This window comes from Humitalea rosea (genome assembly GCF_003253705.1).
Taxonomy (GTDB): domain Bacteria; phylum Pseudomonadota; class Alphaproteobacteria; order Acetobacterales; family Acetobacteraceae; genus Humitalea; species Humitalea rosea.
In genome coordinates this window covers 25,211-49,208 of sequence record NZ_QKYU01000016.1, presented here as the reverse complement: position 1 = coordinate 49,208, position 23,998 = coordinate 25,211, and the positions used below count along the sequence as shown (strand labels likewise).

The following is a 23,998-nucleotide window of genomic DNA, read 5'->3' as shown; positions in this document are numbered from 1 at the left end:
CCTGGGGTAAGGTGGCCTTTGACCAGACCAAGCGGAGTTCACATGTCCGACACCAAGCCCGAGATCGCCTTCGTCAAGCCGGCTCTGCCACGCGCGGGCGCGCTGGTGCTGCCGCTGCCGGAGGGCACGGCCCTGGTCGGGCTGGCGGCGGAGGCCGATGCGGCGACCGGCGGCGCCATCACGCGGGGGATCGAGGCCTCGGGCTTCTCCGGCCGCAAGGGGCAGGCGACCACGCTGTTCGCCCCTGGCGCCGGCATCGGCCGGGTGCTGCTGCTCGGCCTCGGCAAGCCCGATGAGTTGACGCCCGAGGATGCGGAAAGCGCCGGTGGCGCGCTCTGGCCCGGCGTCGCCTCGGCGACGGAGGTGCTGGTCGCCGCCGATACCCTGCCCCCGGCCCTGGCCGCGCGCATGGCGCTCGGCGTGGTGCTGCGCGGCTGGCGCTTCGACAAATACCGCACCACCGAAAAGCCGGAAGAGAAGCCGAAGGCCGAGAAGGTCGCCATCGCGACCAGCGGCGTGCCGGCCGCCAAGGCGGCGTGGAAGCCGCTGAAGGCCGTGGCCGAGGGCGTGTTCCTCAGCCGCGAGCTGGTCTCCGAGCCGCCGAACGTCCTGACCCCGGCCGAGATGGCCGATCGCTGCAAGGCGCTGACCAGGCTCGGCGTCGATGTCGAGATCCTTGGGCCCAAGGACATGAAGAAGCTCGGCTTCGGCGCGCTGCTGGGCGTGGCGCAGGGCTCGGCCTGCGAGCCCCGGATGGTGGTGATGCGCTGGAACGGTGCCAGGAAGAAGGGCGGCCAGCCGGTCTGCTTCGTCGGCAAGGGCGTGACCTTCGACACCGGCGGCATCAGCATCAAGCCCGCCGCCGGCATGGAGGACATGAAGTGGGACATGGCCGGCGCCGGCTGCGTCGTGGGGCTGATGGCGGCCCTCGCCGGGCGTGAGGCGAAGGTCGATGTGGTCGGCCTCGTCGGGCTGGTCGAGAACATGCCGGGCAGCAAGGCCCAGCGCCCGGGCGATGTGGTCACCAGCGCCTCCGGCCAGACCATCGAGATCATCAACACCGACGCCGAGGGGCGCCTGGTCCTGGCCGATGTGCTCTGGTACGCCCAGAAGCAGTTCGCGCCGAAGTACATCGTCGATCTGGCGACGCTGACCGGGGCGATCATCGTCGCCCTCGGCCATGAGCACGCGGGCCTGTTCAGCAACGACGACGCCCTGGCCCAGAAGCTGCTGGCCGCCGGCACGGTGACGGGCGAGAGCCTGTGGCGGATGCCGCTGGGCGAGGCCTACGACAAGCAGATCAAATCCGACATCGCCGACATGAAGAACGTCGGCGGCCGTCCGGGCGGCAGCATCACCGCCGCGCAGTTCATCCAGCGCTTCATCGACGACGGCACCCCCTGGGCGCATCTGGACATCGCCGGCACCGCCTGGAGCACCAAGGACACCGCCACGGTGCCCAAGGGCGCCACCGCCTATGGCGTGCGGCTGCTCGACCGCATTGTGGCGGATCACGACGAAGACGCATGAGATACGGCCTGCCCCGCCTCCGCCTGCGTTTCGACGCGCCGAAGCCGGGGCGGACCACCCTGCTTGCCCTCGCGGCCGGCCCCGCGCCGCATGAGGCGGCGGCGGCGGCGGGCTTCACCGGCGCCTCCGGCCAGGCCGTCCGCCTCTCCGCCCCCGGCTTCCCCGATCTGGTCATGGCCGGGGCCGGGGCGGGCGAGGCGCGGGACTGGGAACGCGCGGGCGGCGAGGCGATGGCCTTGCTGCTGGCCGAACCCGCCGCCACCGCCGCCGGCCCGCGGCCGACCACCTCGCTCCGCGCCGGCCCGGCCGAGATGCGGCCGCTGCGCCGCATCGCGCTCGACCTGCGCGGCCTGCCGGCCGAGGCGGCGATGGCCGTCGCCACCGGCGCCGCGCTGCGCGGCTGGCAGCCCCCCATCCGGCGGCGGGGCGCCACGCCCAGGCCCCCCCGCCTGATGCTGCATGTCATCGAGGACGAGGCCATGGCGCCCGCCTTCGCGCGGATGGAGGCGATGCTGCGCGGCGTCGCCCTCGCCCGCACCCTGGTCGCCGAGCCGGCCAATATCCTGACGCCGAAGCGCTTCGCCGCGCGGATGCGGCACCTCGCCCGTTGCGGCGTGCAGGTCGAGGTCTTCGGCCGCAGCGCGCTGGAGGCGGCGGGCGCGGGGGCGATCCTGGCGGTCGGCCGCGCCTCGGCCAATCCGCCGCGCCTCGTGGTGCTGCGCTGGCCCGGTGAGGGCGATCCGGTGGTCTTCGTCGGCAAGGGCATCACCTTCGACACCGGCGGCATCAGCATCAAACCCGCCCTGGGCATGGAGGATATGCGGGCCGACATGGCCGGCGCCGCCGCCGCGGCGGGCGCGATCCTGACCCTGGCGCTGCGTAACTCCCCTGCCTCCGCCTGCGCCGTGCTGGCCCTGGCGGAGAACATGCCGGGCGCCGATGCCTGGCGCCCCGGCGACATCATCCACACCCTCTCCGGCCGCACCGTCGAGACGATCGACACCGATGCCGAGGGCCGCATGGTCCTGGCCGATGCCCTGGCCTGGGCGGTGCGGGAATTGGAGCCCGCCGCATTGGTCGATCTCGCGACCCTGACCGGCAGCATCGTCACAGCGCTCGGCCATCACCGCGCCGGGCTGTTCGGCAATGACCCGCCGCTGCTGGCGATGGTGGCGGCGGCGGGCGAGACGGTGGGCGATGCGGTCTGGCCCATGCCGATCGCCAAGGAACATGAGGAGGCGCTGAAAAGCGACATCGCCGATCTGCGCCAATGCGCCAGCGGCAAGCTGCAACCCGATGCCTGCCACGCCGCCGCCTTCCTGCGCCATTTTGCGGAGGGCGTCCCCTGGGCGCATCTGGATATCGCGGGGGTGGAGAGCCGCGAGGAGGCCAATTGGCAAGGCCCGGCCGGGGCCACCGGTTTTGGCGTGCGACTGCTGGACGCCCTGGCCGCCGCGCGGTTCGAGGACCCCGACCGGCTGACATGACGGAGATCGCCTTCTACCACCTCACCCGCAGCACGCTGGAGCAGACCCTGCCCCGGCTGCTTGGCCGGGTGCTGGACCAGAAGGGCCGCGCAATGGTGCTGCTTGGCGAGCCGGCGCGGCTGCCGACCCTGGACCAGGCGCTCTGGACCTGCGCCGACCCGGACTGGCTGCCGCATGGCACGCCGGAGACCGGCCATGCCGCCTTGCAGCCGATCTGGCTGACGGGCGAGGACGCGCCCGCCCCCAATGGCGCAAAATTCCTGTTCCTCGCCGATGGCGCGACCTCGGCGCATCTCGCCGAATACGACCGGGTGTTCGACCTGTTCGACGGCGAGAACCCGGAGGCCGTCGCCGCCGCCCGGGCGCGCTGGCGCGACTGGAAGGCCGCCGGCCACGCCCTGGCCTATTGGCAGCAGGGCGAGCGCGGCTGGGAGCGGAAAGCCTGATCCCTCAGAACTTCTCCACCCAGGGCCGCAGCTCCACCTCCATCGACCAGGCGTCGCGCGGCTGTCGCAGCACGCTGAGGTAGGTCTGCGCGATGCCATCCGGCGACAGCATGCTGTCGGGACGGTCCGCCGCCTCCGGCCGCGCCTTGCTGCGCACACCGCCGTCGATCACGAAATGGGCGACATGGATGCCCTTCGGCCCCAGCTCCCGCGCGGCACTCTGCGCCAGCCCGCGCAGCGCGAACTTGCCCATGGCGAAGGCCGAGGACATCGCGAAGCCCTTCAGGCTCGCGGTGGCGCCGGTCAGCAGGATCGCCCCCCGCCCCTGCGGGATCATCCGCCGCGCCGCCTGCTGCACCACCAGGAACCCGCCGAGGCCGGTGATGCCGACGGCCTTCAGCACCGCCTCCGGGTCCAGCTCGGCGATCGGGCCCTGGGCGCGCTGGCTCGCGTTGTAGATCACCACATCCGGCGCCCCCAAGGCGGCGTCCATCGCCTCGAACAGCCGCGCCACGCTCGCCGGATCGGCGGCATCGACGGTGAAGGTCGTGGCACCGGTTTCCGCCGCCAGCGGCGCCAGCTTGGCGGTGTTGCGCGCCGCGAGGCCGAGGCTCAGCCCCGCCTGCGCCAGCCCGCGCGCCACGGAGGCGCTGATCCCGGCGCCGGCACCGACGATCAGCGCGGTGCGATAGGGAAAGGATGCCATGCGGGTGTCTCCTGGACGTGCCGGCATATCAGAGCATGTCGGGCGTCAGCGCGATGCCCTGCCCGCCTCCCGGAGGGAGCCGTCATCCAAAAGGAGGGGATGCCCGGCGTCGATCCGGCCAGCATAATGCCGCATCGCAAAAATTAGGTTTGAATTCCCGTCATCGAGGACGCGCATGGTACAGCATGATCAGAAGGTTGCCCTGGTGACCGGCGGTGGGTCCGGGATCGGCCTGGCGACGGCAACACGGCTGGTCCGCGACGGCTGGGCCGTGGTCATCGCCGATCTCAACGGGGGCATGACGCAGACCCTGGCGGCCCGCTACCTCCATGCCGATGTCTCCGACGAGGCCGCGGTCGCGGGCCTCATCGCCAGCATCCGCACGCGTGAGGGCCGGCTGGATGCGCTGGTGTCCAATGCCGGCATCATGATCCGCAAGCCGCTGCGGGAGCTTTCGCTGACCGAATGGTCCTCGGTGCTGGCGACCAACCTGACCGCGACCTTCCTGCTGGTGCGCGCGGCCGAGGACATGCTGCGCGCGACGCATGGTGCGGTGGTGACGGTCGCCTCCACCCGCGCGCACCAGTCCGAGCCGGATACCGAAAGCTATTCGGCCTCCAAGGGCGGGCTGCTCGCCCTGACCCATGCGCTGGCGATCAGCCTTGGGCCGGCCGTGCGGGTCAATTGCGTGAGCCCGGGGTGGATCGAGACCAAGGGGGGAGACCTTCGGCCGGAGGACCACAGGCAGCACCCCGCCGGACGAGTCGGCCGGCCGGAGGATGTGGCGGCGCTGGTCGCCTGGCTGGTCGGGCCGGACAGCGGCTTCGTCACCGGCGCGGAATTCGTCACCGATGGCGGGATGACCCGGAAGATGATCTATGCGGAATAGGCGTCGCGCCCTTTCGATTTAGGTCTTACAACCTATTTTTGGGAGCTGGCGTTATCATCCCCTGATGCGCCAGACCTCCTTCCGCCCTTGGGCCCGCTCTCCGACCTCGAATGGCACGCGCTGCACCCGTATCTGCCGCCGCGTTCGCTCGCGGGCCGGCAGGTCGGCGCATCGCGCCAGCGCGGTGCCGACGCGCTACGGCAAGCCCGATACGATCGCGCGGTATTACCGACGCCTGACCCATGCGGGGCCATGGCAGAACTTGCTCCGGGCGCTGCTCGCTCTGGGGCCGGGCCATCCGCTGCGCTGGATCGAGGCCTTCATCTTCAAGGCCTGCCGCCGCGCCCATCCTATCCTCGGCCTGGTGCTGATCCGCGGGCAGGGGCCGACGCGGTCGCGCGGCGGAACCTGCCCGTGATCGGGCTGATCCGCCGCCTGCCACGCACCACCCAGGGCCGGGCGAGCCTCCCCCGCTCGCTCCGGCCGTGAGGAATGTCTCAGGCGGCGACCACGTCATAGGGGTAGCGCTTGACCCGATCCATGTTCAGCCCCTCGATCCGCAGCAGGCGGGTCGGGCCGTCGCGGCGCGGGGAGTGGATCACGCCGGGTTCGTAGAGATGCGCATCGCCCGGAGCCAGCGTGTAGTCCTGCCGGCGCGCCGCCTTGCCGCGATGCTCCGCCGAAGAGGGCTCGATGCAGTCCCAATCGGTCATCACCGTGGCGCCGGCGGCCTGGCCATAGATCGCCCAGGTCGGGCCGTGGTCGTGCGGGCCGCTGGCCTTGGCATCGGAATAGGCATGGGCGAGCACGGTGAAGCCGAGCTCCGGGTCCTCATAGAGCACCTGCCGCTCCGGCCCGCCCTCGGGGATGTAGGTCGCGACGAAATCCGGGTCCTTCAGGGCTTCCTTCACCAGCAGGTTGACCTGGGCCCGCCCCCTGGCGTCGGGGTGCGCCTGCAACGCCGCGCGGCATTTGGCGGCGAAGGATTCGATGGTCATGGCCATTGCGGCATTCTCCCGTTTGTTGGTCGCAGGCCAGCACGACACTGGGCCTGTTGGCTAGGGTGTCTCGGCGCGAAAGGGCTGGGTGAGCAGCCGGTCCAGCCGCTGCTCCTCCGCGCCCCGGAACACCGGCAGCCCGATCGTCACCCCATCCGGCCCCGCCGCGGGTGCGGCGCGATAGGTGCCGAGCAGGCGGTCCCACCACGGCAGGCAGAAGCCGAAGTTGCTGTCGGTCTCGGCCCGCAGCACGGAATGATGCACCCGGTGCATGGCCGGCGTCACCAACAGCCGGCGCAGCCGCCGGTCCAGCGCCGGCGGCAAGGCGAGGTTGCCATGGCTGAACATGGCGGTGGCATTCAGCAGCACCTCGAACACCAGCACCGCGACGGGGGCCGCGCCTAGCGCCACCACCACCGCGATCTTGATCGCCATCGACAGCAGGATCTCGCCGGGGTGGAAGCGCAGCCCGGTGGTGGCGTCGATCTCGGTATCGGCATGGTGCATCCGGTGCAGCCGCCACAGCCAGGGCACCGCATGGAAGACCCGGTGCTGGAGGTAGATCGCCAGGTCCAGCGCCAGCACCGCGAGGGGAATGGCGGCCCAGCCGGGCAGGCCGCGCAGCAGCCCGATGCCCTCCGCCTCGGCCCAGAAGGCCGCGCCGATGGCGGCAGCGGGGAAGGCGAGGCGCACCGCCAGCCCATCCAGCGCCAGCACGCCGAGGTTGGCGAGCCAGCGCCGGCCCCGCGCCTGGGGCCGCCGCCAAGGCGCCAGCAGTTCGGCAAGTGCCACCAGCGCGAGGACGCCGAGGAAGGCGCCGAGGCGGATGTAGGGCTCGGCCGCCGTCATGCTGTTCTCCCTTGCTGTCCGCCGGCTTCAGATTGGCGTGGCAGACCGCATCGGCAAGCATGGGCACTTGCCTTAGGGATCGGGGAGCGATGGGCTATATGCACGCGCATCGGGACCACCCTGGCAGGAATTCGCGCGTATGAAGCCGACACTCTCCGTGGTCGAAGTCGGAAATGTCCGCTTCGGGAACCACCTTCCGGTCACGGTCATCGCCGGCCCCTGCCAGTTGGAAAGCCGGGCGCATGCGCTGGAAACCGCGCAGGCGCTGAAAGAGATCGCCGCACGGGTCGGCTTCGGGCTGGTCTACAAGACCTCCTTCGACAAGGCCAACCGCACCAGTGCCAGCGCCGCGCGCGGCCTCGGGCTGGAGGCGGCGCTGCCGATCTTCGCGGAGATCCGCGAGAGCCTGGGCATTCCCGTGCTGACCGATGTGCATAGCGCCGATCAATGCGCCCCGGTGGCCGAGGCGGTGGATATCCTGCAGATCCCGGCCTTCCTCTGCCGCCAGACCGACCTGCTGCTGGCCGCCGCCGCCACCGGCCGGGCGATCAATGTGAAGAAGGGCCAGTTCCTGGCGCCCTGGGACATGGTCAATGTCGTCGCCAAGCTGAACGGCGCGGACAATGACCGGGTGCTGCTGACCGATCGCGGCACCAGTTTTGGGTACAACACACTGGTCTCCGATTTTCGGGGCCTGCCGATCATGGCCAAGACCGGGGCGCCGGTGATCTTCGACGCCACCCATTCGGTGCAGCAGCCGGGCGGGCAGGGCACAAGCTCGGGCGGGCAGCGGGAATTCGTGCCGGTGCTGGCGCGGGCCGCCGTGGCGGTGGGCGTCGCCGGGCTGTTCATCGAGACGCACCAAGACCCGGACAACGCCCCCTCGGACGGGCCGAACATGGTGCCGCTGGCGCAGTTCGAGGCGCTGCTGCGGGATCTCGTGGCGCTCGACCGGCTGTCCAAGGCCCAAGCGGCGGCTGCCGCCTGAGATGCGGCCGGTCATCCTCATCCCGTCCCGCCTCGGCTCCACCCGGCTGCCGGAGAAGGCGCTGGCCGATATCGGCGGCGAGCCGATGATCGTGGCGGTCTGGCGCCGGGCGATGGAGGCCGATGTCGCCCCGGTCGTGGTCGCGACCGACAGCCCGCTGATCGCCGAGGCCATCGCCGCCGTCGGCGGCCGCAGCGTGATGACCAGCGCCGACCACCCCTCGGGCTCGGACCGAATCTTCGAGGCGCTGAGCCTGATCGACCCGGACGGTGCCTTCGATGCGGTGATCAATGTGCAGGGCGACCTGCCCACCGTCTCCCCCGACACCATCCGCGCCGCGGCCGCACCGCTCGCCAATGCGGAGGTCGCCATCGGCACCGCCGTCGCGCTGATCCACACCGAGGAGGAGCGCCACGCGTCCAGCGTGGTGAAGATGATCGGCAGCCAGGTCGCGCCGGGCCATTTCCGCGCGCTGTACTTTACCCGCGCCACCGCGCCCTGGGGCGAGGGGCCGCTCTACCACCACATCGGGCTCTATGCGTATCGGCGGGCGGCGCTGGCGCGGTTTGTCGGGCTGCCGCCCTCGCCCCTCGAACGCCGGGAAAAGCTGGAACAGCTTCGCGCCCTGGAGGCGGGGATGCGGATCGACGCCATGCTGGTGGCCGAGGTGCCGCTCGGCGTCGATACGCCTGAGGATCTTGCAACCGCGCGGCGCCTGCTCGCCGCCGAGGCGGGACAGTGACCATGGCGACCACCCCGGGGCAGACGACCACGGATGCGAGCATCGAGCTCGGTGCCGCGCAGCGCACGCTGGACCTGGAGATCGAGGGGCTGCGCGCGGTGCGGACGGCGCTGTCGGGCGAATTGGGCCAGCGGCTGGACCAGGCGGCGACGGTGATCAAGGCGACCACCGGCCGCGTCATCGTCACCGGCATGGGCAAGTCCGGCCATGTGGCGCGCAAGATCACGGCGACCATGGCCTCGACCGGCACCCCCGCCTCCTACGTCCACCCCAGCGAGGCGAGCCATGGCGACCTTGGCATGATCGGGGTGAAGGATGTGGTGCTGGCGCTGTCCTGGTCGGGCGAGACGCCGGAGCTGGGCGATATCATCGCCTATTCCCGCCGCTTCGGCGTGCCGCTGATCGCCATCACCTCGGGCGCCAATAGCGCGCTGGGCCGGGCGGCGGATGTGGCGCTGATCCTGCCGGCGATGGAGGAGGCCTGCCCCAACGGGCTGGCGCCCACCACCTCCACCACCATGCAGCTCGCGCTGGGCGATGCGCTGGCGGTGGCGCTGCTCTCGGGGCGGGGGTTCTCGGCGCTGGATTTCCGGGAGTTCCACCCGGGGGGCAAGCTCGGCGCACGGCTGAAAGCGGCCCGCGAGCTGATGCATGGCGCCGGGGACATGCCCAGGATCGGCGATGACGCGACGCTGTCCGATGCGATCGTGGAGATGACGGGCAAGCGCTTCGGCGTCACCGCCGTCGTCGATGCCGCTGGGCATCTGGTGGGGGTGATCACCGACGGCGACCTGCGCCGCGCCTTCAAGGGCGGCTTCACCGACCAGCCGGTGGCGGCGGTGATGAACCGGACGCCGCGCGTGATTCCCGGCAGCCTGCTGGCGCAGCAGGCGCTGGCGCTGATGCAGGAGGGCAAGATCACCAGCCTCTTCGTGGTCGAGGACGGGCGGCCCATCGGCATCCTGCATTTGCACGACCTGCTGGCCGCCGGGGTGGTGTGACCCCGTCAGCGCCCGATGAAGGCCATGACATCGGCCAGCACCGGCGCGCGGCGGCGAAACAGCGGGGTTATCGCCATCAAAATCCCGGCGTGGGCGACCTCGGGGTAGTAGCGGGCCTGCACCTGGCCGCCGGCGGCGGTGACGGCTGCGGCCAGGGACCGGGTGTTGCGCGGCATGACCGTGGTATCCCCGGTGCCGGTCGCGAGCAGCATCCGCGGCGCCCCGGCATCGGCGAAGGTCACGGGCTGGGTCTGGCGCTGGTCGGCGGCGGGGGCGAAGACCGGCTGCACATCCGGGTATTCCGCCGGCACGAAATCATAGGGGCCGGCGAGACCGATGGCCCCGGCAAGCCGGCCGCGATCATAGCCCGCCCGCGCCAGATAGGCGGGGTTCAGCGCCAGCATCAGCGCGATATGGGCGCCGGCCGAATGCCCGGCGAGGTAGATCGCCCGGGGGTCGGCGCCATATTCGGCGGCATGGGCGGCGGCCCAGGCGGTGGCGGCGGCGCCATCCTCGACGAAGCCCGGGAAGGCGGCCTCGGGGTATTCGCGGTAATCGGGGATGACCACCACCACGCCGCGCCTGGTCAGCACCGAGGCGATGAAGCGGTAGTGGCCCCGCTCCCCGGTGCGCCAGTTGCCGCCATAGAAAAACACCACCATCGGCGCCGGGCCGGTCTGCGTGGCCGGCCGGTAGATGTCGAGTTTCTGCCGGGCAAGTGGGCCATAGGCGATGCCGGTCTCGGCCCGCATCGCCCCGAAGGGCACCGTGGCGTTCAGCAGCCACACCGGCGAACAGGCACCGAGCAGCAGGAGCAGGGACAAAACCAGACGCCGCATCGGCTACACGTCCAGGTTCGCCACCTTCAGCGCATTGCCGACGATGAATTCCCGCCGCGGCTCCACGACATCGCCCATCAGCGTGCTGAACACCTGCTCGGCATCCTCCACATCCTCCACGCGGACCCGCAGCAGGCTGCGGATCGCGGGGTCGAGCGTGGTGTTCCAGAGCTGGTCCGGGTTCATCTCGCCCAGGCCTTTGAAGCGCTGGATGGTCAGGCCCCGGCGTCCCTCGCCGAGGATGCGGTCGAGTACCGCCAGCGGGCCGGCCGCCGACAGCGGCTCGGCGGCGCCAAAGCCCAGGATGGCCGGTTCGGCCCAATCTGCGGCCAGCGACTCGGCCCGTTCGGCGAGCCAGCGGGCCTCGGCCGAACGCAGGGCCGCCGGGTCCAGATGATGCCGCTCGGCAACGCCGCGCACCACGCGGCCGACCACCAAGCCGTCCTGATCCAGCGTCGCCTTCCAGCCGCGCTCCTCCGGCCGGGCCAGCGCATCCAGGCGCGCGGCCAGGGCCTGCGCCGCCAGCCCGTCGCGCGCGGGGTCGAGCGCGCCCGCGATCGCCGCCTGCTCCACCACCGCGACCGGCACGCGGGTCGCGAGGCGGCGGATGCGGCTGGTCTGCTGGCGCAGCATCTCGGTGCGCTCGCGCAGCTCATCGCCCATGAACACGCCGCCGCCGCCCAAGGTCAGCTTGGCATTGGCCAGCGCCTTCTCCAGCAGGAACTCCTCAAGCCCGCGATCGTCCTTGAGGTAGCGCTCCTCCTGCCCGCGCTTGGCGCGGTAGAGCGGCGGCTGGGCGATATACAGATGCCCGCGCTCGATCAGCGCCGGCATCTGGCGGAAGAAGAAGGTCAGCAACAGCGTGCGGATGTGGCTGCCGTCCACGTCCGCGTCCGTCATGATGATGATGCGGTGGTAGCGCAGGCGGCCGAGGTCGAAGCCCCCCCGATCCGGCGGCCCGGAGCCGATGCCGGTGCCCAAGGCCGTGATCAGCGTGCCGATTTCCGCCGAGCCCAGCATCTTGTCGAGCCTCGCGCGCTCGACGTTCAGGATCTTGCCCTTCAGCGGCAGGATCGCCTGGAAGCGGCGATCGCGGCCCTGCTTGGCGGAACCGCCGGCGCTGTCGCCCTCGACCAGGAACAGCTCGGACTTCGCCGGGTCCTTCTCCTGGCAATCGGCCAGCTTGCCGGGCAGGGTCGCGACATCCAGCGCGGTCTTCCGGCTCACCTTCTCACGCGCCATCTGCGCGGCCTTGCGCGCGGCGGCGGCGAGCACGACCTGCTCGATGACGGTCTTGGTCTCGCGCGGATGCGTCTCGAACCAGTGTTCCAGCCCATCGGCGACGGCCTTCTGGACCACCGGCTGCACCTCGGAGGAGACCAGCTTGTCCTTGGTCTGGCTGGAGAATTTCGGGTCAGGCACCTTTACGCTGATGACGGCCGTGAGACCCTCGCGCATGTCCTCGCCGGACAGCTCGACCTTCTCTTTCTTGGCCAGGTCCTCGGAGATCTTCATCACCACGCGGGTCAGCGCCTGGCGGAACCCCGCCTGATGCGACCCACCGTCACGCTGGGGGATGTTGTTGGTGAAGCACAGCGCCAGCTCATGCGGGCTGCTGTTCCACCACATCGCCAGCTCGACCTTGATCCCGGACTTCTCATCGAAGGTCGAGACGCTGATCGGCGGCTTGAAGATCGGCTCCTTGCTGCGGTCCAGCCATTCGCAGAAGGCGACGAGGCCGCCCTCATACAGGAACGCCGTCTCCTTCGCCTCGACCGAGCGCTCGTCGCGCAGCAGGATGTGCAGGCCGGAGTTCAGGAAGGCCAGCTCGCGCAGGCGGCGTTCCAGGATGGCGTAGTCGAATTCGGTCTTGCTGAAGGTATTGGGCGAGGCCTTGAAGGTCACCTCGGTGCCGCGGACATGCACGGACTCGCCGGTGACCGACAGCGGCGCCACGGCATCGCCACGCTCGAAGCGGATGAAATGCTCGCGCCCGTCGCGCCAGATGCGGACGTTCATCCAGTCGGAGAGCGCGTTGACCACGGCGGCGCCGACGCCGTGCAACCCGCCCGAGACCTTGTAGTTGGTCTGGTTGAATTTGCCGCCCGCATGCAGGCGCGTGAGCACCACCTCGGCGGCGGACACGCCTTCCTCGGGGTGCAGATCGACGGGGATGCCACGGCCGTCATCGGTCACGGTCACGCTGCCATCGCCGTTCAGGACCAGGGTCACCCGCGTGGCGAAGCCGGCCTGGGCCTCGTCCACCGCATTGTCGATGATCTCGAAGGCCATATGATGCAGGCCGGACCCATCATCGGTGTCGCCGATATACATCCCCGGCCGCTTGCGGACCGCGTCCAGCCCGCGAAGGATGGTGATGTCGGAGGCCTGGTAGCCGGCCTCTTCCGGCGCACGCACAGGCTGGCTCATGAAGGCGAATAACTCCGTCGAAAATCGGGAAGATTTGCAACCGGCATCCTAGCCCGGATCGGCCTAGGAGGCCAGCGGCGGGGGGAAACCCTCGGCCGGGGCCAGGATACCGGGGCTGGCACAAAAACCCTCGGCGGCCCCCGCAAGCGGCGCGAACACATCCAGGTCCGTGCCGGTGAGGAAGGATTGCGCCGGCAGCACCGCCAGCGCCTCGAACAGCGCCCGCCGGCGCCCCGCGTCCAGATGCACCGCGACCTCATCCAGCAGCAGCAGCGGCGCGAAGCCCCGGTCGGCGGCGATCAGCCCGGCATGGCCGAGCACGGTCGCGACCAGCAGCGCCTTGCGCTCCCCGGTGCTGCTTTGCTCGGCGGGGATGCCGCTATCGGCCTGGGCCAGGGTCAGGTCGGCCCGGTGCGCCCCGATCCTGGCGCCGCCGGCGGCGGCGTCCACCGGGCGGTTGGCGGCCAGATCGGCGCGGAGCTTGTCCTCAACCGCCAGCGCCGGGGCGGCATCCAGCGCGGCGGCGATGGCGCAGACCATGCCCAGCCGCGCCCGGGGAAAGGCGCCCAAGGTGCCTGCGGCCAGCAGCGCGTTCAGCCGCGCGATCAGCGAACGGCGGGTGGCGGTGGCAGCGACGCCATGGCGGGCCATCGCATCCTCCAACGCCGCGAGCCAGCGGTCATCCCGCCGCCCCTCGGCCAGCAGACGGTTGCGCTGGGCCATGGCATTGTCGTGGGCGGCGACCTCGCGGGCGTGGTGCGGCTCCAGCGCCCAGGCGAGCCGGTCCAGGAAGGCGCGCCGCCCGCTGGCGTTCTCCTGGAACAGCGCATCCATCTGCGGCGTCAGCCAGACCGCGGCGACATGGGCGGAGACCTCGGCCTGGGTGCGGACCTGCGTGCCATCCAGCCGGAAGGCGCGGCGATCCGGGGCCTCGGGGGTGGTGCCGGTGGCGATCTGCACCGGGCCTTGCGGGCCTTCCAGCCCCGCGACCACGCCCCAGGCGGGCGCCCGCGCCTCGGCCGTTCGGCGCGCCGGATCGCCGGGCCGCGCCGAGCGCAGGCCGCGCCCGGGGGTGAGCAGGCTGATCGCCTCCAGCAGATTGGTCTTGCCGGCGCCGTTCTCCCCGGCGATCACCACGATGCGGCCGGAAAACCCTTGGTCCAACTGCGCCCAGGACCGGAAATCGGTCAGGCGCAGCGCGGTGAGGCGAAGCGCTGGGGTCAAGCGATGCGGCGTTAGACCCGCATCGGCATCAGGACGTAAAGCGCATCCCCGCGCCCCGCATCCTTGACGATGGTCGGCGCGGCGCCATCGGCGAAGTGGAATTCCACCTGCTCGCTGATCTGGTCGGTGATGTCGGTCAGGTATTTGGCCTGGAAGCCGATCTCGATCGGGGCGGCATCGTAGCTGACCAGCTCCTCATCCAGCTCATCCTGCATCTGGCCAAGCTCGGGGCTGTTGGCGGTCAGCATCAGATTGCCGCGGCTGACCGAGAGCTTCACGGGGCGGGACTTCTCGGTGCTGATCGAGGCGACACGGCCCACGGCATCCGCAAACGCCTTCTTCCCAACGCGGAGAATCTTGTCGTTGCCCTTGGGGATGACGCGCTCGTATTCGGGGAAGGTGCCGTCGATCAGCTTGCTGGTCAGTTGCACGGTGCCGATGTCGAAGCGGATCTTGGTGTCGGAGAGGTGGATGCTGACCTCGTCCTGGGTCTCATCGGCCAGCTTGCGGACCTCGGCCACCGTCTTGCGGGGCACGATCACGCCGGGCATCCCGGCGGCGCCCTCGGGCAGCGGCTCCTCGACGCGGGCCAGGCGGTGGCCATCGGTCGCCACCGCGCGCAGCACCTTGGCGCCATCGGATTCGGCGGCATGGAGGTAGATGCCGTTCAAATAGTAGCGGGTTTCCTCGGTGGAAATCGCGAATTTGGTGCGGTCGATCAGGTCGCGCAGCGTGCCGGCCTTGAGCGCGAAATGGTGCGGCATCTTGCCCTCGGTCATCGAGGGGAAGTCTTCCACCGGCAGCACGTTGAGGTTGGCATTGGCCCGGCCGGCGCGCAGCACCAGCGGCGCGTCGCCGCCCTTGTGGTCCAGCTCCACCTTGGCGCCATCGGCCAGCTTGCGGACGATCTCATACAGGGTCGAGGCCGGGGCGGTGGTGCGGCCGGGGCGCGACACCTCGACGCCGGCCACCCGCTCCACCACCGCGATCTCCATGTCGGTCGCGGTCAGGGTCAGGACGCCATCCTTGGCCTCCAGCATGACATTGGCCAGGATGGGGATGGTGTTGCGTTTCTCGACCACGCTCTGCACATGGGCGAGCGCCTTCAGCAGCACCGTGCGGTCCACCGAAATCTTCATCGCCCTGCTCCTACGTGCCAAAATCGAAATGCGTGGCCCTGTTTACACACCGGCGCCACGATTCGCTGGGCGCAATCTAACAGCCGCCGGTCGCCCGGCAACCGCCAGCAAGCGCACGCAGCTCGGCGAGCACGACCTTTCCCAGGGCGTTGCGCGGCAGCGAAGCCACCGCGACCACATCCCGGGGCTTTTTGAACCGCGCCAGCTTGCCCTCGAAGTGGCTGAGGACGGCGGCGGCGTCAAATCCGGGCCCCGGCACCACCACCGCGACCGGCACCTCCCCCCATTTCAGATCGGGGCGGCCGCAGACGGCGCCCTCCAGCACCCCCGGTGCGGTGGCGAGCACCCGCTCCACCTCGGCCGGGTAGATGTTCTCACCCCCCGAGACGATCACATTGCCCAGCCGGTCGGTGAACCACCAGCGGCCATCGGCATCGAAATGCCCGACATCGCCGGTGCGGAACCAGCCCTCCGCGCTGGTCGCCGCCGGCTCCTGCCCCCAATAGCCCGAGAGCAGGTTGGGGCCGCGCAGCTCGATCTCCCCGGTCGCACCCGGCGGCAGGGGGGTGCCATCGGGGGCCACCACCCGCGCCTCGCAGATCGGCCGGCCGATGGAGCCCGCCGCGGCCCAGGCCTCGGCGATGCTCTGGGCGATGGCGATGGGGCCGGCTTCGGTGGCGCCATAGACCTGCTGCACCGGCACGCCGCGCGACTGGAAGGCCTCGATCATATCGGCCGGCACCTCCGACGAGCCGGCCCCCACCGCGCGCAGGCAGCTCAGATCGGCACCCGGCCAGCCCTGGCTCTGCACCAGGGCCCGCATCACCGCGGGCACCAGCAGGGTCAGGCTCGGGCGGTCGCGGGCCAGCGCCTCGAAGAACGCCGCCGGCTCGAACCGCGGCAGCAGCGTGACCCACCCCCCGGCGCAGAGCGTGGGCAGGGTCTGGATGCACAGGCCACCGACATGGAACATCGGCAGCACGGTCAGCACATGGTCGTCCGGCGTCAGGCCGAACAGCCCGATGGCATTGCGGATATTCGCGACCACCGCCGATTGGGTCAGGATCACGCCCTTCGGCCGGCCGCTGGTGCCGCTGGTATAGACCAGCAGCAAGGGCGCCTCGGCCTGCTCCTCGCCGGCGCCGATCTGCGGCCCGCCCAGGGCCTCCAGCTCGATATCCGACAGATCGGCGGGGACCAGCGCCACCGATTGCGGCAGCCAGGCGCGGGGCGCGGCAACGCCGGCGCCGCGGAACACCAGCCGCAGATCGGCATCGGCGGCGATCCAGGCCAGCTCCTCCGGCGCCAGCCGCCAGTTCAGCGGCACCAGCACCATCCCCGCCCGGGCGCAGGCCAGCAGGGCCGCGATCATCCAGACATCGTTCAGCCCGATCCAGCCGACCCGGTCGCCCACGACCAGCCCCTCGGCCCGCAGCCGGTCCGCGACCTCCAACGAGGCACCGACCAGATCCTCGCGGTCCCAATCCGTCTCCCCGGAGGTGAGGCGGCAGCCGCTCCCCTGGCGGAACCAGGCGGGCAGGGTGCTGGGCGTCATGTGTCGGTCTCGCCGCGTTCGTACAGCGCGTCCCGCCCCAGCCGGTCCAGGCAAAGCTCGGCGGTCCAGGGCAGCATCAGCGCGCCGCAACGGCTGTCGCGGTAGATGCGTTCGAGGGCCAGGGACTTCAGCATGGCCTGGCCGCCGCAGGTGCGCAGCGCGAGGGTGGCGATGGCGTTCGCGTTTTCCATGACGCTGTACTGGGCGGCATAGGCCCGCATGACCCCCTCCTTGGACGGATCGGGCCCGGCCTCGGTGATGGCCTGGAACCAGATCGCTTTGGTTTGTTCCAGCATGACATGCATCTGGGCGACCGCGATCTGTTTCGTGGGGTATTGGCGGCGTTTCACCGGGGGTGTGCCGGGCTGTTCGCCGCGCAAATAGCGGACGCAGAAGTCGTAGGCCGCCTGGGCGAGGCCCATGTAGGTCGGCGACAGGGTCAGGAACATGTGCGGCCAGCGGCTGGCGGCCTGGAAGTAGAGGCCGGCGGGCATCAGCGCGGCCGCCTCGGCGACAAAGACATCCTCGAACACCAGAGTGCGGCTGACGGTGCCGCGCATCCCCAAGGGGTCCCAATCGCCGGTCACGGAGACCCCCGGCGCATCCGCCGGCACCGCCAGATACAGCGTGTCGCGGCGGGAGGCATTCTGGCCCTCGCGAGCCTCGGTCGCCAGGATGCCGTAGCGATGGGCATGGCCGGAGAGGGAGGCGAAGATCTTCCGCCCATTCACGAGGAACCCGCCGGGCACCCGGCGCGCGGTGGTGCCGAAGGCGACGCCCCCTGCCGCCGCAGCCCCGCCCTCGGAGAAGGGTTGGGAGTAGATCAGCCCCTGGCCCAGGATGCCGGCGTAATGCGCCGAGCGCCGGGCGCGATGGGTGGCGCGCGTTTCGGCCTCCATCTCCAGGTCGTCGGTCAGCGGCCCGCTCCAGAGCGTGCTGCAGACATGCATGTTCCAGGTGAGCGCGGTGGCGCCGCAGAAACGGCCGAATTCCGCCGCGACCAGGCAATAGGCGCGGAAATCCGCCCCCATGCCGCCCTCCGCCGCGGGGATGCAGATGCCGAGCCAGCCCTCGCGATGCATGTCGGCGTAGTTTTCGGCGGGGAAGCTCGCCTCGCGGTCCCAGCGCGCGGCGCGCGGGGCCAGGATACGGGTGCCGAACTCGCGGGCGCGGGCGGTCAGATCGGCTTCCTGGGGCGTCAGCCGGAAGGCGCCGGGGGCGAAGAGCGGCGCCGTCACGGCCAGGCATCCCGCAGCAGCCGCGCGGCATGCATGCCGAGCAGCGCGGAGGCCCGGGCCTCCGGATTGGCGGCCAGATAGCGCCCGACCAGCAAGAAACCGAGCGTATACCCCGCCCATCGCGGCGCCGCGCCGCGTCCGCGACCAAAAAACCAGGCGGGGTGGTCGTGGCGGGTGGCCTCGGCCGCATGCGCGCGGGGCAGCCATTCCTCCATCTGTTCCGGGGTCAGGGCGCTTTCCCAGGGCTCGGGCGGCGTGCCCAGGCATTGGTGCACGAAATGCCCGCAGAGCCCCTCGCTCACCAGCGCATCGCCCAAGGTGTGGTCGTAGCCCGCGGCGGCGAAGCGCAGGCAATGGCCGATCTCATGCACCACCAGCCGCCGCAGGGCACCGCCGGCCAGGGCCTCGATGAAGGCCGGGTTGTCCGGGTCCAGGGTCAGGCTGAAGCAATGGGGGCGGTGGGCATTCCCCACCATGCCGAGTTCCGGGATGCCCGCCTGCGGCACCCGCTGGATCAGCAGGTCCATCACCGGCAGGGTCGCATGGGCGCTGGCGGCATCCCAGCCGCCCGCGACCTCGGCCTCGATCGGGCGGCGCCAGCGTTGCAGGCCGCCCGCCGCCTCCAGCCAATGCAGCCGGGGCTCGCTCACCGCTGCGCCTCCAGGAAGGCCAGGACGTCCGCATGGAAGGCGTCCGGCGCCTCCAGCGGCAGCAGATGGCCGACACCGGGCAGGGTGGCGAAGCGGGCGCCCGGGATGGCGGCGGCCATCCGCGCCATGCCGCGCGGCGGCGCGGTCGCATCCGCCTCCCCCGCCAGGACCAGGGTGGGCATCGCAAGCCCGGCCAGGGCGGCGGCGCGGTCAAACCCGGTGAGGCAGCGCAAAGCGGCGCGATAGGCGGCCTCCGGCACCGATCCCATGGCCGCCATCGCCGCCGGCACCGCCGCCGGATCGGCCGCGGGCCCCGCCATGCCCGGCACCAGGTCGGAGGCAACGCCGGCCATGCCGCGCCCCTCATCCAGCGGTTTTTGGCGCGCGGCCAGGAAGGTTTCGCGAAAGGCGGGGTCACGGCTGCCGAAGGCCGCCGAGGTCGCCGCCAGCACCAGCGACAGCACCCGGCCCGGATGGGCGGCGGCCAGTTCCAGCGCCAGCATTCCCCCCATCGAATGGCCGATCACATGCGCGGCCGGTATGCCCAGCCGGTCCATCGCCGCGATCGCCTCGGCCGCCAGCACCGGGAAGGTGAAGGGGTCGGGCACCGCCCCGCCATCATAGCCGGGCATGTCCAGCGCCACCGCCCGGTAGCGGGGGGAGAGCGCGTCCAGGCTCGCCTGCCACAGGCTGGCGCGCCCGCCGATCCCGTGCAGCAGCAGCACGGCGGGCCCCTGCCCGGCCTCGACGATCACAGCAGCACCCCGTCGCGCACGACCGCCACGCCATCGAGCGCGATGGTCGTCCCGAAACAGGGAATGTCGAAATGGCCTTCGGAAAAACGCCCGGCGAATTCATTGGCCCCGGTCGAGAACAGGAAATTCCCCGCCACCGCCCGCAACTCGGTGCCGTTGGTGTCATCCGTCGCATACATCGACAACGCCTCATACCTCGCCCGGGGATTGGTGCCCCAGCCGAGGTGGGAGACGGCATAGGCGGCGCGGTCGCCCCAGGCGGCGAGGGTCCGGCGCATCATCTCGGCATCGGCGCCACGGCCCTCGATGGCAGAGATGTGGTCCTCGGCGATGGTCAGGCGGATGTCGGCGGCGAGATACCGCTTGAAGGTCAGGTTCACATCCCCCGCCGCCAGCACCAGCGTGCCATTCACCGTCCCCGCCGCGGGGAAGGCCACGACCACCCCGCCCGGCCAATGCGCGATGGTCCCGGCCCGATCGGTCCAGCCCCAGACACCGGCGACCGCCGCCCCCGCCATGCGCGCCGTGAGGTCGGTCCCGGCGGGGCTGGTCACGGTCATCGCCTGCGCGGCGCGGGCCTGCTTCACCCCCTGTTTCACCGCCGCCATATCCTCGGGCCGCGGCACCAGCCGGGTCAGCGCCTCGGGGTGTTCGTTGCTGACCATCAGCACGCGGGACCCGGCCTTGAGGAGGCCGGGCAGTTCGGGTGCGTGCAGCAGCCCCTCCACGGTCAGATCCACGATGAAGGACGACGCCGCGAGTGCGGCCAGCACCGCCGGATGCCCCGCCAGCGCCCGGCTGGCCCCGGTCGAGCGCAGCGGCACCGGCCCGGTGGGCGCGGGGCTGGGCAGGATGCAGCGGAAGGGCCGGCAGCCGAGGCGCAGCAAGGCGAGTTCGGCCAGCGCCAGGTTGATGGGCCGCGACTGGCTCTCCGCCAGCAGGCAGACGGCCTCCCCCGGGGCGGCGGCGCAGAGGCGGAACACGGCCTCGAAGGCGTCAAGCCAGGGGGCCTCTATGCGATCGGTCAACATCCGCCCATGTCACCACGGCCCCGGTTGCATGAAAAGGCATGGGATGACGCGGCCCTGCCGCCTGTCCTACCGTTCGCGCCATGGCATGCGACCCCTCCCCCGAGCCCCGCTTCATCGACGGGTATTTGCCCTACCTCCTGGCCCGGGCGAGCCACGCCGTCTCCTCCGAATTCCATGCCCGGCTGAAGGCCCAGGGCATCGGCGTCGTGGAATGGCGGGTGCTGGCCAGCCTTTCGGGGAGCAGCGGTGAGGCGGTGGGGACATTGGCCGCGGCCTGCCTGATGCAGCAGCCGACCATGACCAAGCTCATCGGCCGCATGGCCCTGGAAGGGCTGGTGGAGCGGCACGCCGAGCCCGGCGACCGCCGCATCGTGCGCGTCGGGCTGACCCCGCGCGGTGCGGCGATCGCGGCCGAGTTGACCGAGGCCGCCCGCGCCCATGAGGCGGAGCTGACCGCCGCCATGCCGGATGACCAGGCGGGGACGATGCGGGCGCTGCTACGCGGGCTGATCGACCGGAGCGGGGCCTGAACATGCCCTCGCCCCATGTGCTCGGCCGGATCGCGCTGGTGCTGCTGGTGATCTCGGCGCTGATCCAGATCGCGCGGATCGCGCTGGGGTAGAAAAGCCCTTTGCGACGGAAACAGCGGGCGGGCTTCGCCCTGCTGGAGGGGCTCTGGCCGGGGCAACGCGCCTTCCCCGGCCGGTTTCAGGCGTCAGGCGGCGCGTTTCAGGCTCAGATCCGACCAGATCGCCGACAGGGCGCCGACCAGATGCTCGATATCCGCCGCCCCATGCAGCGGCGAGGGCGTCAGCCGCAGCCGTTCCGTCCCGCGCGGCACGGTCGGGTAGTTGATGGGCTGCACATAGACGCCGTACTCCTCCAGCAGCCGGTCGCTGATGTGCTTGCACTGCACCGGATCGCCGACCATCACCGGCACGATATGGCTGGGGTTCGCCAGATGCGGCAGCCCGGCGGCGGTGAGCCTGGCCCGCAGCAGCGCCACATTCTCATGCATCATCGCCCGCTCGGTGCCGCTGGCCTTGAGGTGGCGGATGCTGGCGATGGCCGCCGCCGCGCAGGCGGGCGGCATCGAGGTCGTGAAGATGAAGCCGGAAGCGAAGCTGCGGATGAAGTCGCACATCGCGTGCGAGCCGGCGATATAGCCGCCGACGACGCCAAAGCCCTTGGCCAGCGTGCCCTCGATCACGGTCAGGCGCCGCGCCAGGCCCTCGCGTTCGGAAATGCCGCCGCCACGGGGGCCGTAGAGGCCGACCGCATGCACCTCATCGAGGTAGGTCATGGCGCCGAATTCATCCGCGAGGTCGCAGATGGCGGCGATCGGGGCGATGTCGCCATCCATGGAATAGACGGATTCGAAGGCGATCAGCTTGGGCCGCCCCGGCGCGATGGCCGCCAGCTTCCGCCGCAGGTCGCCAAGGTCGTTATGCGCCCAGATCTGCCGCTCGGCGCGGCTGTGGCGGATGCCCTCGATCATCGAGGCATGGTTCAGCGCATCGGACAGCACGACGCAGCCCGGCAGGCGGGAGGCCAAGGTGTCGAGGCTCGCCCAGTTGGACATGTAGCCGGAGTTGAACAGCAGCGCCGCCTCCGCGCCATGCAGATCGGCCAGTTCCTGCTCCAGCACCACATGGTAGTGGTTGGTGCCGGCGATGTTGCGGGTGCCGCCGGCGCCGGCGCCGCAGCGGTCCAGCGCCTCATGCATCGCCGCCAGCACATCCGGGTGCTGGCCCATGCCGAGGTAGTCGTTGGAGCACCAGACCGTCACCTCGCCGCCGGCATGGCGGGTCGCGCGGGGGAAGGCGCCGGCTTTGCGCTCCAGATCGGCGAAGACCCGGTAGCGGCCCTCGCGACGCAGATCATCGAGTTGCGCCGTGAAAAAGGCCTCGTAGTCCATGCCTGCCTTCCCTTCCGGTTCTTGCGGCCCAGGCGCCCCGTATAGGCGCCCAGAGGATGGGGTGTCTTGCCCGCATCCTGAAGGGCGCATGCCCCCTTACCGTTTCTTGACAATCTGGCGGGCCCACTGGCGGGGCGCCTTGCGCTGCCGCAAGGGGAAGGGATGCGACTCATCCTCATCGCCCTCGACGGGCTCCGCCCCGACCTCGTGCAACCCCAGACCATGCCGCGCCTGTCGCGGCTGGCGGCCGAAGGGGCACGCTTCGCCGATAGCCGCAGCGTCTTCCCCTCGGAGACACGCTGCGCCACCCCCTCCTTCAGCACCGGCTGCCGGCCGGGCGAGCATGGGATGGTGGCCAATACCTTCTATGCCCCGGAGATCTCGCCCAAGCTGATCCGCACCAAGCATCTGGCCGATATCGCGCTGCTGGCCCCGCCCGGCGGCTCGCCGCTGCAACGGCCCTCGCTGGGCGAGATCCTGGCGGCGAATGGCCGCAGCTTCGCGCTGGTCTCGGCTGGCACACCGGGGGCGGCGGTGGCGCTGCACCCGATGGCGGGGCCGCTCGGCGCCTTCCGCTGGAATGTCGAGGACACGGCCGGCGAGGCCGCCGCTCTGGTCCGCGCCCGCCTGGGCGAGACGCCCCCGGCCGGCGTGCCCAACATCCCGCGCTGCGATTTCGCGGCCCAGGTGCTGACCGATGTGGTGCTGGACGAGATGCGCCCGGATGTGGCGCTGCTCTGGTGCTCGGAGCCGGATGTGAGTTTTCACTATCGCACCCTCTCCAGCCCCGAGACGCTGGAGGCGCTGGCCTGCGCCGATCGCACCGTCGGCCGGGTGCTGGACTGGCGCGATGCGCAGCCGGACGCCGCCGATATCGTGGTCATGGTGCTGTCCGACCACGGCCATGTCACCGGGACCACCAAGCTGTCGGTCGCCGCGGCGCTGCGGGAGGCGGGCTTCCCCGCCGCCGAGACGTTTGAGGACGGCGATATCGCCGTCGCCCCCGGCGCGGCACCCGGGCTGTGGTTCCGCAATCCAGGGGATGTGGGCCAGGTCGCGGCCTGGCTCGGGGCGCAGCCCTGGTGCGGCGCGCTATTCGCGCGAGAACCCTTCCCGGGCGCCGAGCCGCTGGCGCTGCTGGGCTCGGCCCATGCCCGCTCGGCCGATATCATGATGACCTTCGCCGGCACCGAGGGGCCGGATGCCCATGGCTACGCCGGCACCGGCGGCTTCGACGGGCCGGATGTGCCGGTCGGCGGCGGCATGCATGGCGGGCTGCACCGGGCGGAGCTGGCGACGGTGCTGGTGATGCAGGGCGGGCCGATCCGCCAGGCGGTGGTGGTGCGCCAGGCGGCGGACCTGACCGATATCGCGCCCACCGTGCTGCATCTGCTGGGGCTGACCGCGCCCAGCATGGCCGGGCGTCCGCGCCTGGGCGCGCTGGAGGCCAGCGCCGATGCGGCGCCGGATCGCGGGCTGCATGACTGCGGCCGCGGCTTCGTGCTGGAGACGATGACCCAGGACGGGCGCCTCTACCCGACGGCGATGCGCCGCGCCGTCTGAAGTGACGCGGGAGGGCAGCG

General features: G+C 71.1%; 23 protein-coding genes. 10 read left to right on the top strand and 13 right to left on the bottom strand.

The features are described 5' to 3' along the window. Window positions 1–42: 42 nt before the first annotated feature. The 3 genes from C8P66_RS14535 to C8P66_RS14525 are packed head-to-tail and all read left to right on the top strand — an operon-like array spanning window position 43 to window position 3,463. Complete coding sequence (locus C8P66_RS14535; protein ID WP_111399002.1) at window positions 43–1,530, top strand: leucyl aminopeptidase; 1,488 nt, start codon at window positions 43–45, stop codon at window positions 1,528–1,530. Beyond that, entirely contained in the window at window positions 1,527–3,017 is a 1,491-nt protein-coding gene (locus tag C8P66_RS14530; RefSeq protein WP_111399001.1) for a leucyl aminopeptidase family protein, read from the top strand. The genes C8P66_RS14535 and C8P66_RS14530 overlap by 4 nt, the downstream gene beginning before the upstream one ends. Beyond that, a complete protein-coding gene (locus tag C8P66_RS14525; protein WP_111399000.1) occupies window positions 3,014–3,463 on the top strand; it encodes a DNA polymerase III subunit chi in 450 nt (149 codons plus the stop codon). The genes C8P66_RS14530 and C8P66_RS14525 overlap by 4 nt, the downstream gene beginning before the upstream one ends. Window positions 3,464–3,467: 4 nt before the next feature. On the opposite strand, the gene C8P66_RS14520 is transcribed toward C8P66_RS14525, so the two are convergent. Beyond that, window positions 3,468–4,169: an SDR family NAD(P)-dependent oxidoreductase gene (locus tag C8P66_RS14520; RefSeq protein ID WP_111398999.1), complete on the bottom strand. Its 702-nt coding sequence runs from the start codon at window positions 4,167–4,169 to the stop codon at window positions 3,468–3,470. A gap of 175 nt (window positions 4,170–4,344) precedes the next feature. Between C8P66_RS14520 and C8P66_RS14515 the strand changes: the two genes are divergently transcribed. Both C8P66_RS14515 and C8P66_RS14510 read left to right on the top strand, forming a co-directional pair. Next, window positions 4,345–5,058: an SDR family oxidoreductase gene (locus C8P66_RS14515; RefSeq protein ID WP_111398998.1), complete on the top strand. Its 714-nt coding sequence runs from the start codon at window positions 4,345–4,347 to the stop codon at window positions 5,056–5,058. Window positions 5,059–5,242: 184 nt separating this feature from the next. Next, complete coding sequence (locus C8P66_RS14510; protein ID WP_158537256.1) at window positions 5,243–5,476, top strand: hypothetical protein; 234 nt, start codon at window positions 5,243–5,245, stop codon at window positions 5,474–5,476. A gap of 79 nt (window positions 5,477–5,555) precedes the next feature. Here the strand turns inward: C8P66_RS14510 and C8P66_RS14505 are convergent, their stop codons facing one another. Together C8P66_RS14505 and C8P66_RS14500 are read right to left on the bottom strand one after the other, a co-directional pair. Further along, window positions 5,556–6,056, bottom strand: coding sequence for a hypothetical protein (locus tag C8P66_RS14505; protein ID WP_146422870.1), 501 nt, complete (start codon window positions 6,054–6,056; stop codon window positions 5,556–5,558). Between the two features lie 60 nt (window positions 6,057–6,116). Beyond that, window positions 6,117–6,905, bottom strand: a complete 789-nt coding sequence (locus C8P66_RS14500) for a sterol desaturase family protein (protein ID WP_111398995.1) — start codon at window positions 6,903–6,905, stop codon at window positions 6,117–6,119. Between the two features lie 139 nt (window positions 6,906–7,044). Here C8P66_RS14500 and kdsA point away from each other — a divergent pair, with 139 nt between their 5' ends. Genes kdsA through C8P66_RS14485 form a run of 3 tightly spaced genes read left to right on the top strand, consistent with a single transcriptional unit; the run spans window position 7,045 to window position 9,636 of the window. Continuing rightward, window positions 7,045–7,893 carry a 3-deoxy-8-phosphooctulonate synthase gene (kdsA, locus tag C8P66_RS14495; protein ID WP_111398994.1) on the top strand — a complete coding sequence of 283 codons (849 nt, stop codon included), beginning with the start codon at window positions 7,045–7,047 and terminating at the stop codon, window positions 7,891–7,893. 1 nt (window position 7,894) lies between these two features. Continuing rightward, entirely contained in the window at window positions 7,895–8,635 is a 741-nt protein-coding gene (locus tag C8P66_RS14490) for a 3-deoxy-manno-octulosonate cytidylyltransferase (protein ID WP_111398993.1), read from the top strand. 2 nt (window positions 8,636–8,637) lie between these two features. After that, window positions 8,638–9,636 carry a KpsF/GutQ family sugar-phosphate isomerase gene (locus tag C8P66_RS14485; RefSeq protein ID WP_111398992.1) on the top strand — a complete coding sequence of 333 codons (999 nt, stop codon included), beginning with the start codon at window positions 8,638–8,640 and terminating at the stop codon, window positions 9,634–9,636. A gap of 5 nt (window positions 9,637–9,641) precedes the next feature. Here the strand turns inward: C8P66_RS14485 and C8P66_RS14480 are convergent, their stop codons facing one another. From C8P66_RS14480 to C8P66_RS14440, 9 genes are all read right to left on the bottom strand, one after another. Continuing rightward, entirely contained in the window at window positions 9,642–10,475 is an 834-nt protein-coding gene (locus tag C8P66_RS14480) for an alpha/beta hydrolase (RefSeq protein ID WP_111398991.1), read from the bottom strand. Between the two features lie 3 nt (window positions 10,476–10,478). Further along, window positions 10,479–12,905, bottom strand: a complete 2,427-nt coding sequence (gene gyrB, locus C8P66_RS14475; RefSeq protein ID WP_111398990.1) for a DNA topoisomerase (ATP-hydrolyzing) subunit B — start codon at window positions 12,903–12,905, stop codon at window positions 10,479–10,481. 63 nt (window positions 12,906–12,968) lie between these two features. After that, window positions 12,969–14,129: a DNA replication/repair protein RecF gene (gene recF, locus C8P66_RS14470; RefSeq protein ID WP_111398989.1), complete on the bottom strand. Its 1,161-nt coding sequence runs from the start codon at window positions 14,127–14,129 to the stop codon at window positions 12,969–12,971. 11 nt (window positions 14,130–14,140) lie between these two features. Continuing rightward, window positions 14,141–15,268 carry a DNA polymerase III subunit beta gene (gene dnaN / locus C8P66_RS14465; protein WP_111398988.1) on the bottom strand — a complete coding sequence of 376 codons (1,128 nt, stop codon included), beginning with the start codon at window positions 15,266–15,268 and terminating at the stop codon, window positions 14,141–14,143. A 76-nt stretch (window positions 15,269–15,344) separates the two neighbouring features. Then, window positions 15,345–16,823 carry a class I adenylate-forming enzyme family protein gene (locus C8P66_RS14460; protein ID WP_111398987.1) on the bottom strand — a complete coding sequence of 493 codons (1,479 nt, stop codon included), beginning with the start codon at window positions 16,821–16,823 and terminating at the stop codon, window positions 15,345–15,347. Further along, the gene (locus C8P66_RS14455) at window positions 16,820–18,061 is read right to left on the bottom strand and encodes an acyl-CoA dehydrogenase family protein (RefSeq protein WP_211314153.1); all 1,242 of its coding nucleotides are present in this window, start codon (window positions 18,059–18,061) and stop codon (window positions 16,820–16,822) included. Before C8P66_RS14455 ends, C8P66_RS14460 begins: the two co-directional genes overlap by 4 nt. Next, a complete protein-coding gene (locus tag C8P66_RS24125) occupies window positions 18,058–18,711 on the bottom strand; it encodes a DUF2268 domain-containing putative Zn-dependent protease (protein WP_111398985.1) in 654 nt (217 codons plus the stop codon). The genes C8P66_RS14455 and C8P66_RS24125 overlap by 4 nt, the downstream gene beginning before the upstream one ends. Next, window positions 18,708–19,466, bottom strand: a complete 759-nt coding sequence (locus C8P66_RS14445) for an alpha/beta fold hydrolase (RefSeq protein ID WP_158537255.1) — start codon at window positions 19,464–19,466, stop codon at window positions 18,708–18,710. The genes C8P66_RS24125 and C8P66_RS14445 overlap by 4 nt, the downstream gene beginning before the upstream one ends. Beyond that, window positions 19,463–20,494, bottom strand: coding sequence for a hypothetical protein (locus tag C8P66_RS14440; RefSeq protein ID WP_211314152.1), 1,032 nt, complete (start codon window positions 20,492–20,494; stop codon window positions 19,463–19,465). Before C8P66_RS14440 ends, C8P66_RS14445 begins: the two co-directional genes overlap by 4 nt. Before the next feature lie 83 nt (window positions 20,495–20,577). Here C8P66_RS14440 and C8P66_RS14435 point away from each other — a divergent pair, with 83 nt between their 5' ends. Continuing rightward, window positions 20,578–21,027, top strand: a complete 450-nt coding sequence (locus C8P66_RS14435; protein ID WP_111398982.1) for a MarR family winged helix-turn-helix transcriptional regulator — start codon at window positions 20,578–20,580, stop codon at window positions 21,025–21,027. Window positions 21,028–21,212: 185 nt separating this feature from the next. On the opposite strand, the gene hemA is transcribed toward C8P66_RS14435, so the two are convergent. Further along, window positions 21,213–22,415 carry a 5-aminolevulinate synthase gene (gene hemA / locus C8P66_RS14430; RefSeq protein ID WP_111398981.1) on the bottom strand — a complete coding sequence of 401 codons (1,203 nt, stop codon included), beginning with the start codon at window positions 22,413–22,415 and terminating at the stop codon, window positions 21,213–21,215. Between the two features lie 162 nt (window positions 22,416–22,577). Here hemA and C8P66_RS14425 point away from each other — a divergent pair, with 162 nt between their 5' ends. Further along, the gene (locus C8P66_RS14425; protein WP_111398980.1) at window positions 22,578–23,978 is read left to right on the top strand and encodes an alkaline phosphatase family protein; all 1,401 of its coding nucleotides are present in this window, start codon (window positions 22,578–22,580) and stop codon (window positions 23,976–23,978) included. Window positions 23,979–23,998: the final 20 nt, after the last annotated feature.

Bases quoted from the DNA above. Each gene is read 5' to 3' on its own strand.
- C8P66_RS14535 (WP_111399002.1), top strand. From the start codon at position 43: ATGTCCGACACCAAGCCCGAGATCGCCTTCGTCAAGCCGGCTCTGCCA.
- C8P66_RS14530 (WP_111399001.1), top strand. From the start codon at position 1,527: ATGAGATACGGCCTGCCCCGCCTCCGCCTGCGTTTCGACGCGCCGAAG.
- C8P66_RS14525 (WP_111399000.1), top strand. From the start codon at position 3,014: ATGACGGAGATCGCCTTCTACCACCTCACCCGCAGCACGCTGGAGCAG.
- C8P66_RS14520 (WP_111398999.1), bottom strand. From the start codon at position 4,169: ATGGCATCCTTTCCCTATCGCACCGCGCTGATCGTCGGTGCCGGCGCC.
- C8P66_RS14515 (WP_111398998.1), top strand. From the start codon at position 4,345: ATGGTACAGCATGATCAGAAGGTTGCCCTGGTGACCGGCGGTGGGTCC.
- C8P66_RS14505 (WP_146422870.1), bottom strand. From the start codon at position 6,056: ATGACCATCGAATCCTTCGCCGCCAAATGCCGCGCGGCGTTGCAGGCG.
- C8P66_RS14500 (WP_111398995.1), bottom strand. From the start codon at position 6,905: ATGACGGCGGCCGAGCCCTACATCCGCCTCGGCGCCTTCCTCGGCGTC.
- kdsA (WP_111398994.1), top strand. From the start codon at position 7,045: ATGAAGCCGACACTCTCCGTGGTCGAAGTCGGAAATGTCCGCTTCGGG.
- C8P66_RS14490 (WP_111398993.1), top strand. From the start codon at position 7,895: ATGCGGCCGGTCATCCTCATCCCGTCCCGCCTCGGCTCCACCCGGCTG.
- C8P66_RS14485 (WP_111398992.1), top strand. From the start codon at position 8,638: ATGGCGACCACCCCGGGGCAGACGACCACGGATGCGAGCATCGAGCTC.
- C8P66_RS14480 (WP_111398991.1), bottom strand. From the start codon at position 10,475: ATGCGGCGTCTGGTTTTGTCCCTGCTCCTGCTGCTCGGTGCCTGTTCG.
- gyrB (WP_111398990.1), bottom strand. From the start codon at position 12,905: ATGAGCCAGCCTGTGCGTGCGCCGGAAGAGGCCGGCTACCAGGCCTCC.
- dnaN (WP_111398988.1), bottom strand. From the start codon at position 15,268: ATGAAGATTTCGGTGGACCGCACGGTGCTGCTGAAGGCGCTCGCCCAT.
- C8P66_RS14460 (WP_111398987.1), bottom strand. From the start codon at position 16,823: ATGACGCCCAGCACCCTGCCCGCCTGGTTCCGCCAGGGGAGCGGCTGC.
- C8P66_RS14435 (WP_111398982.1), top strand. From the start codon at position 20,578: ATGGCATGCGACCCCTCCCCCGAGCCCCGCTTCATCGACGGGTATTTG.
- hemA (WP_111398981.1), bottom strand. From the start codon at position 22,415: ATGGACTACGAGGCCTTTTTCACGGCGCAACTCGATGATCTGCGTCGC.
- C8P66_RS14425 (WP_111398980.1), top strand. From the start codon at position 22,578: ATGCGACTCATCCTCATCGCCCTCGACGGGCTCCGCCCCGACCTCGTG.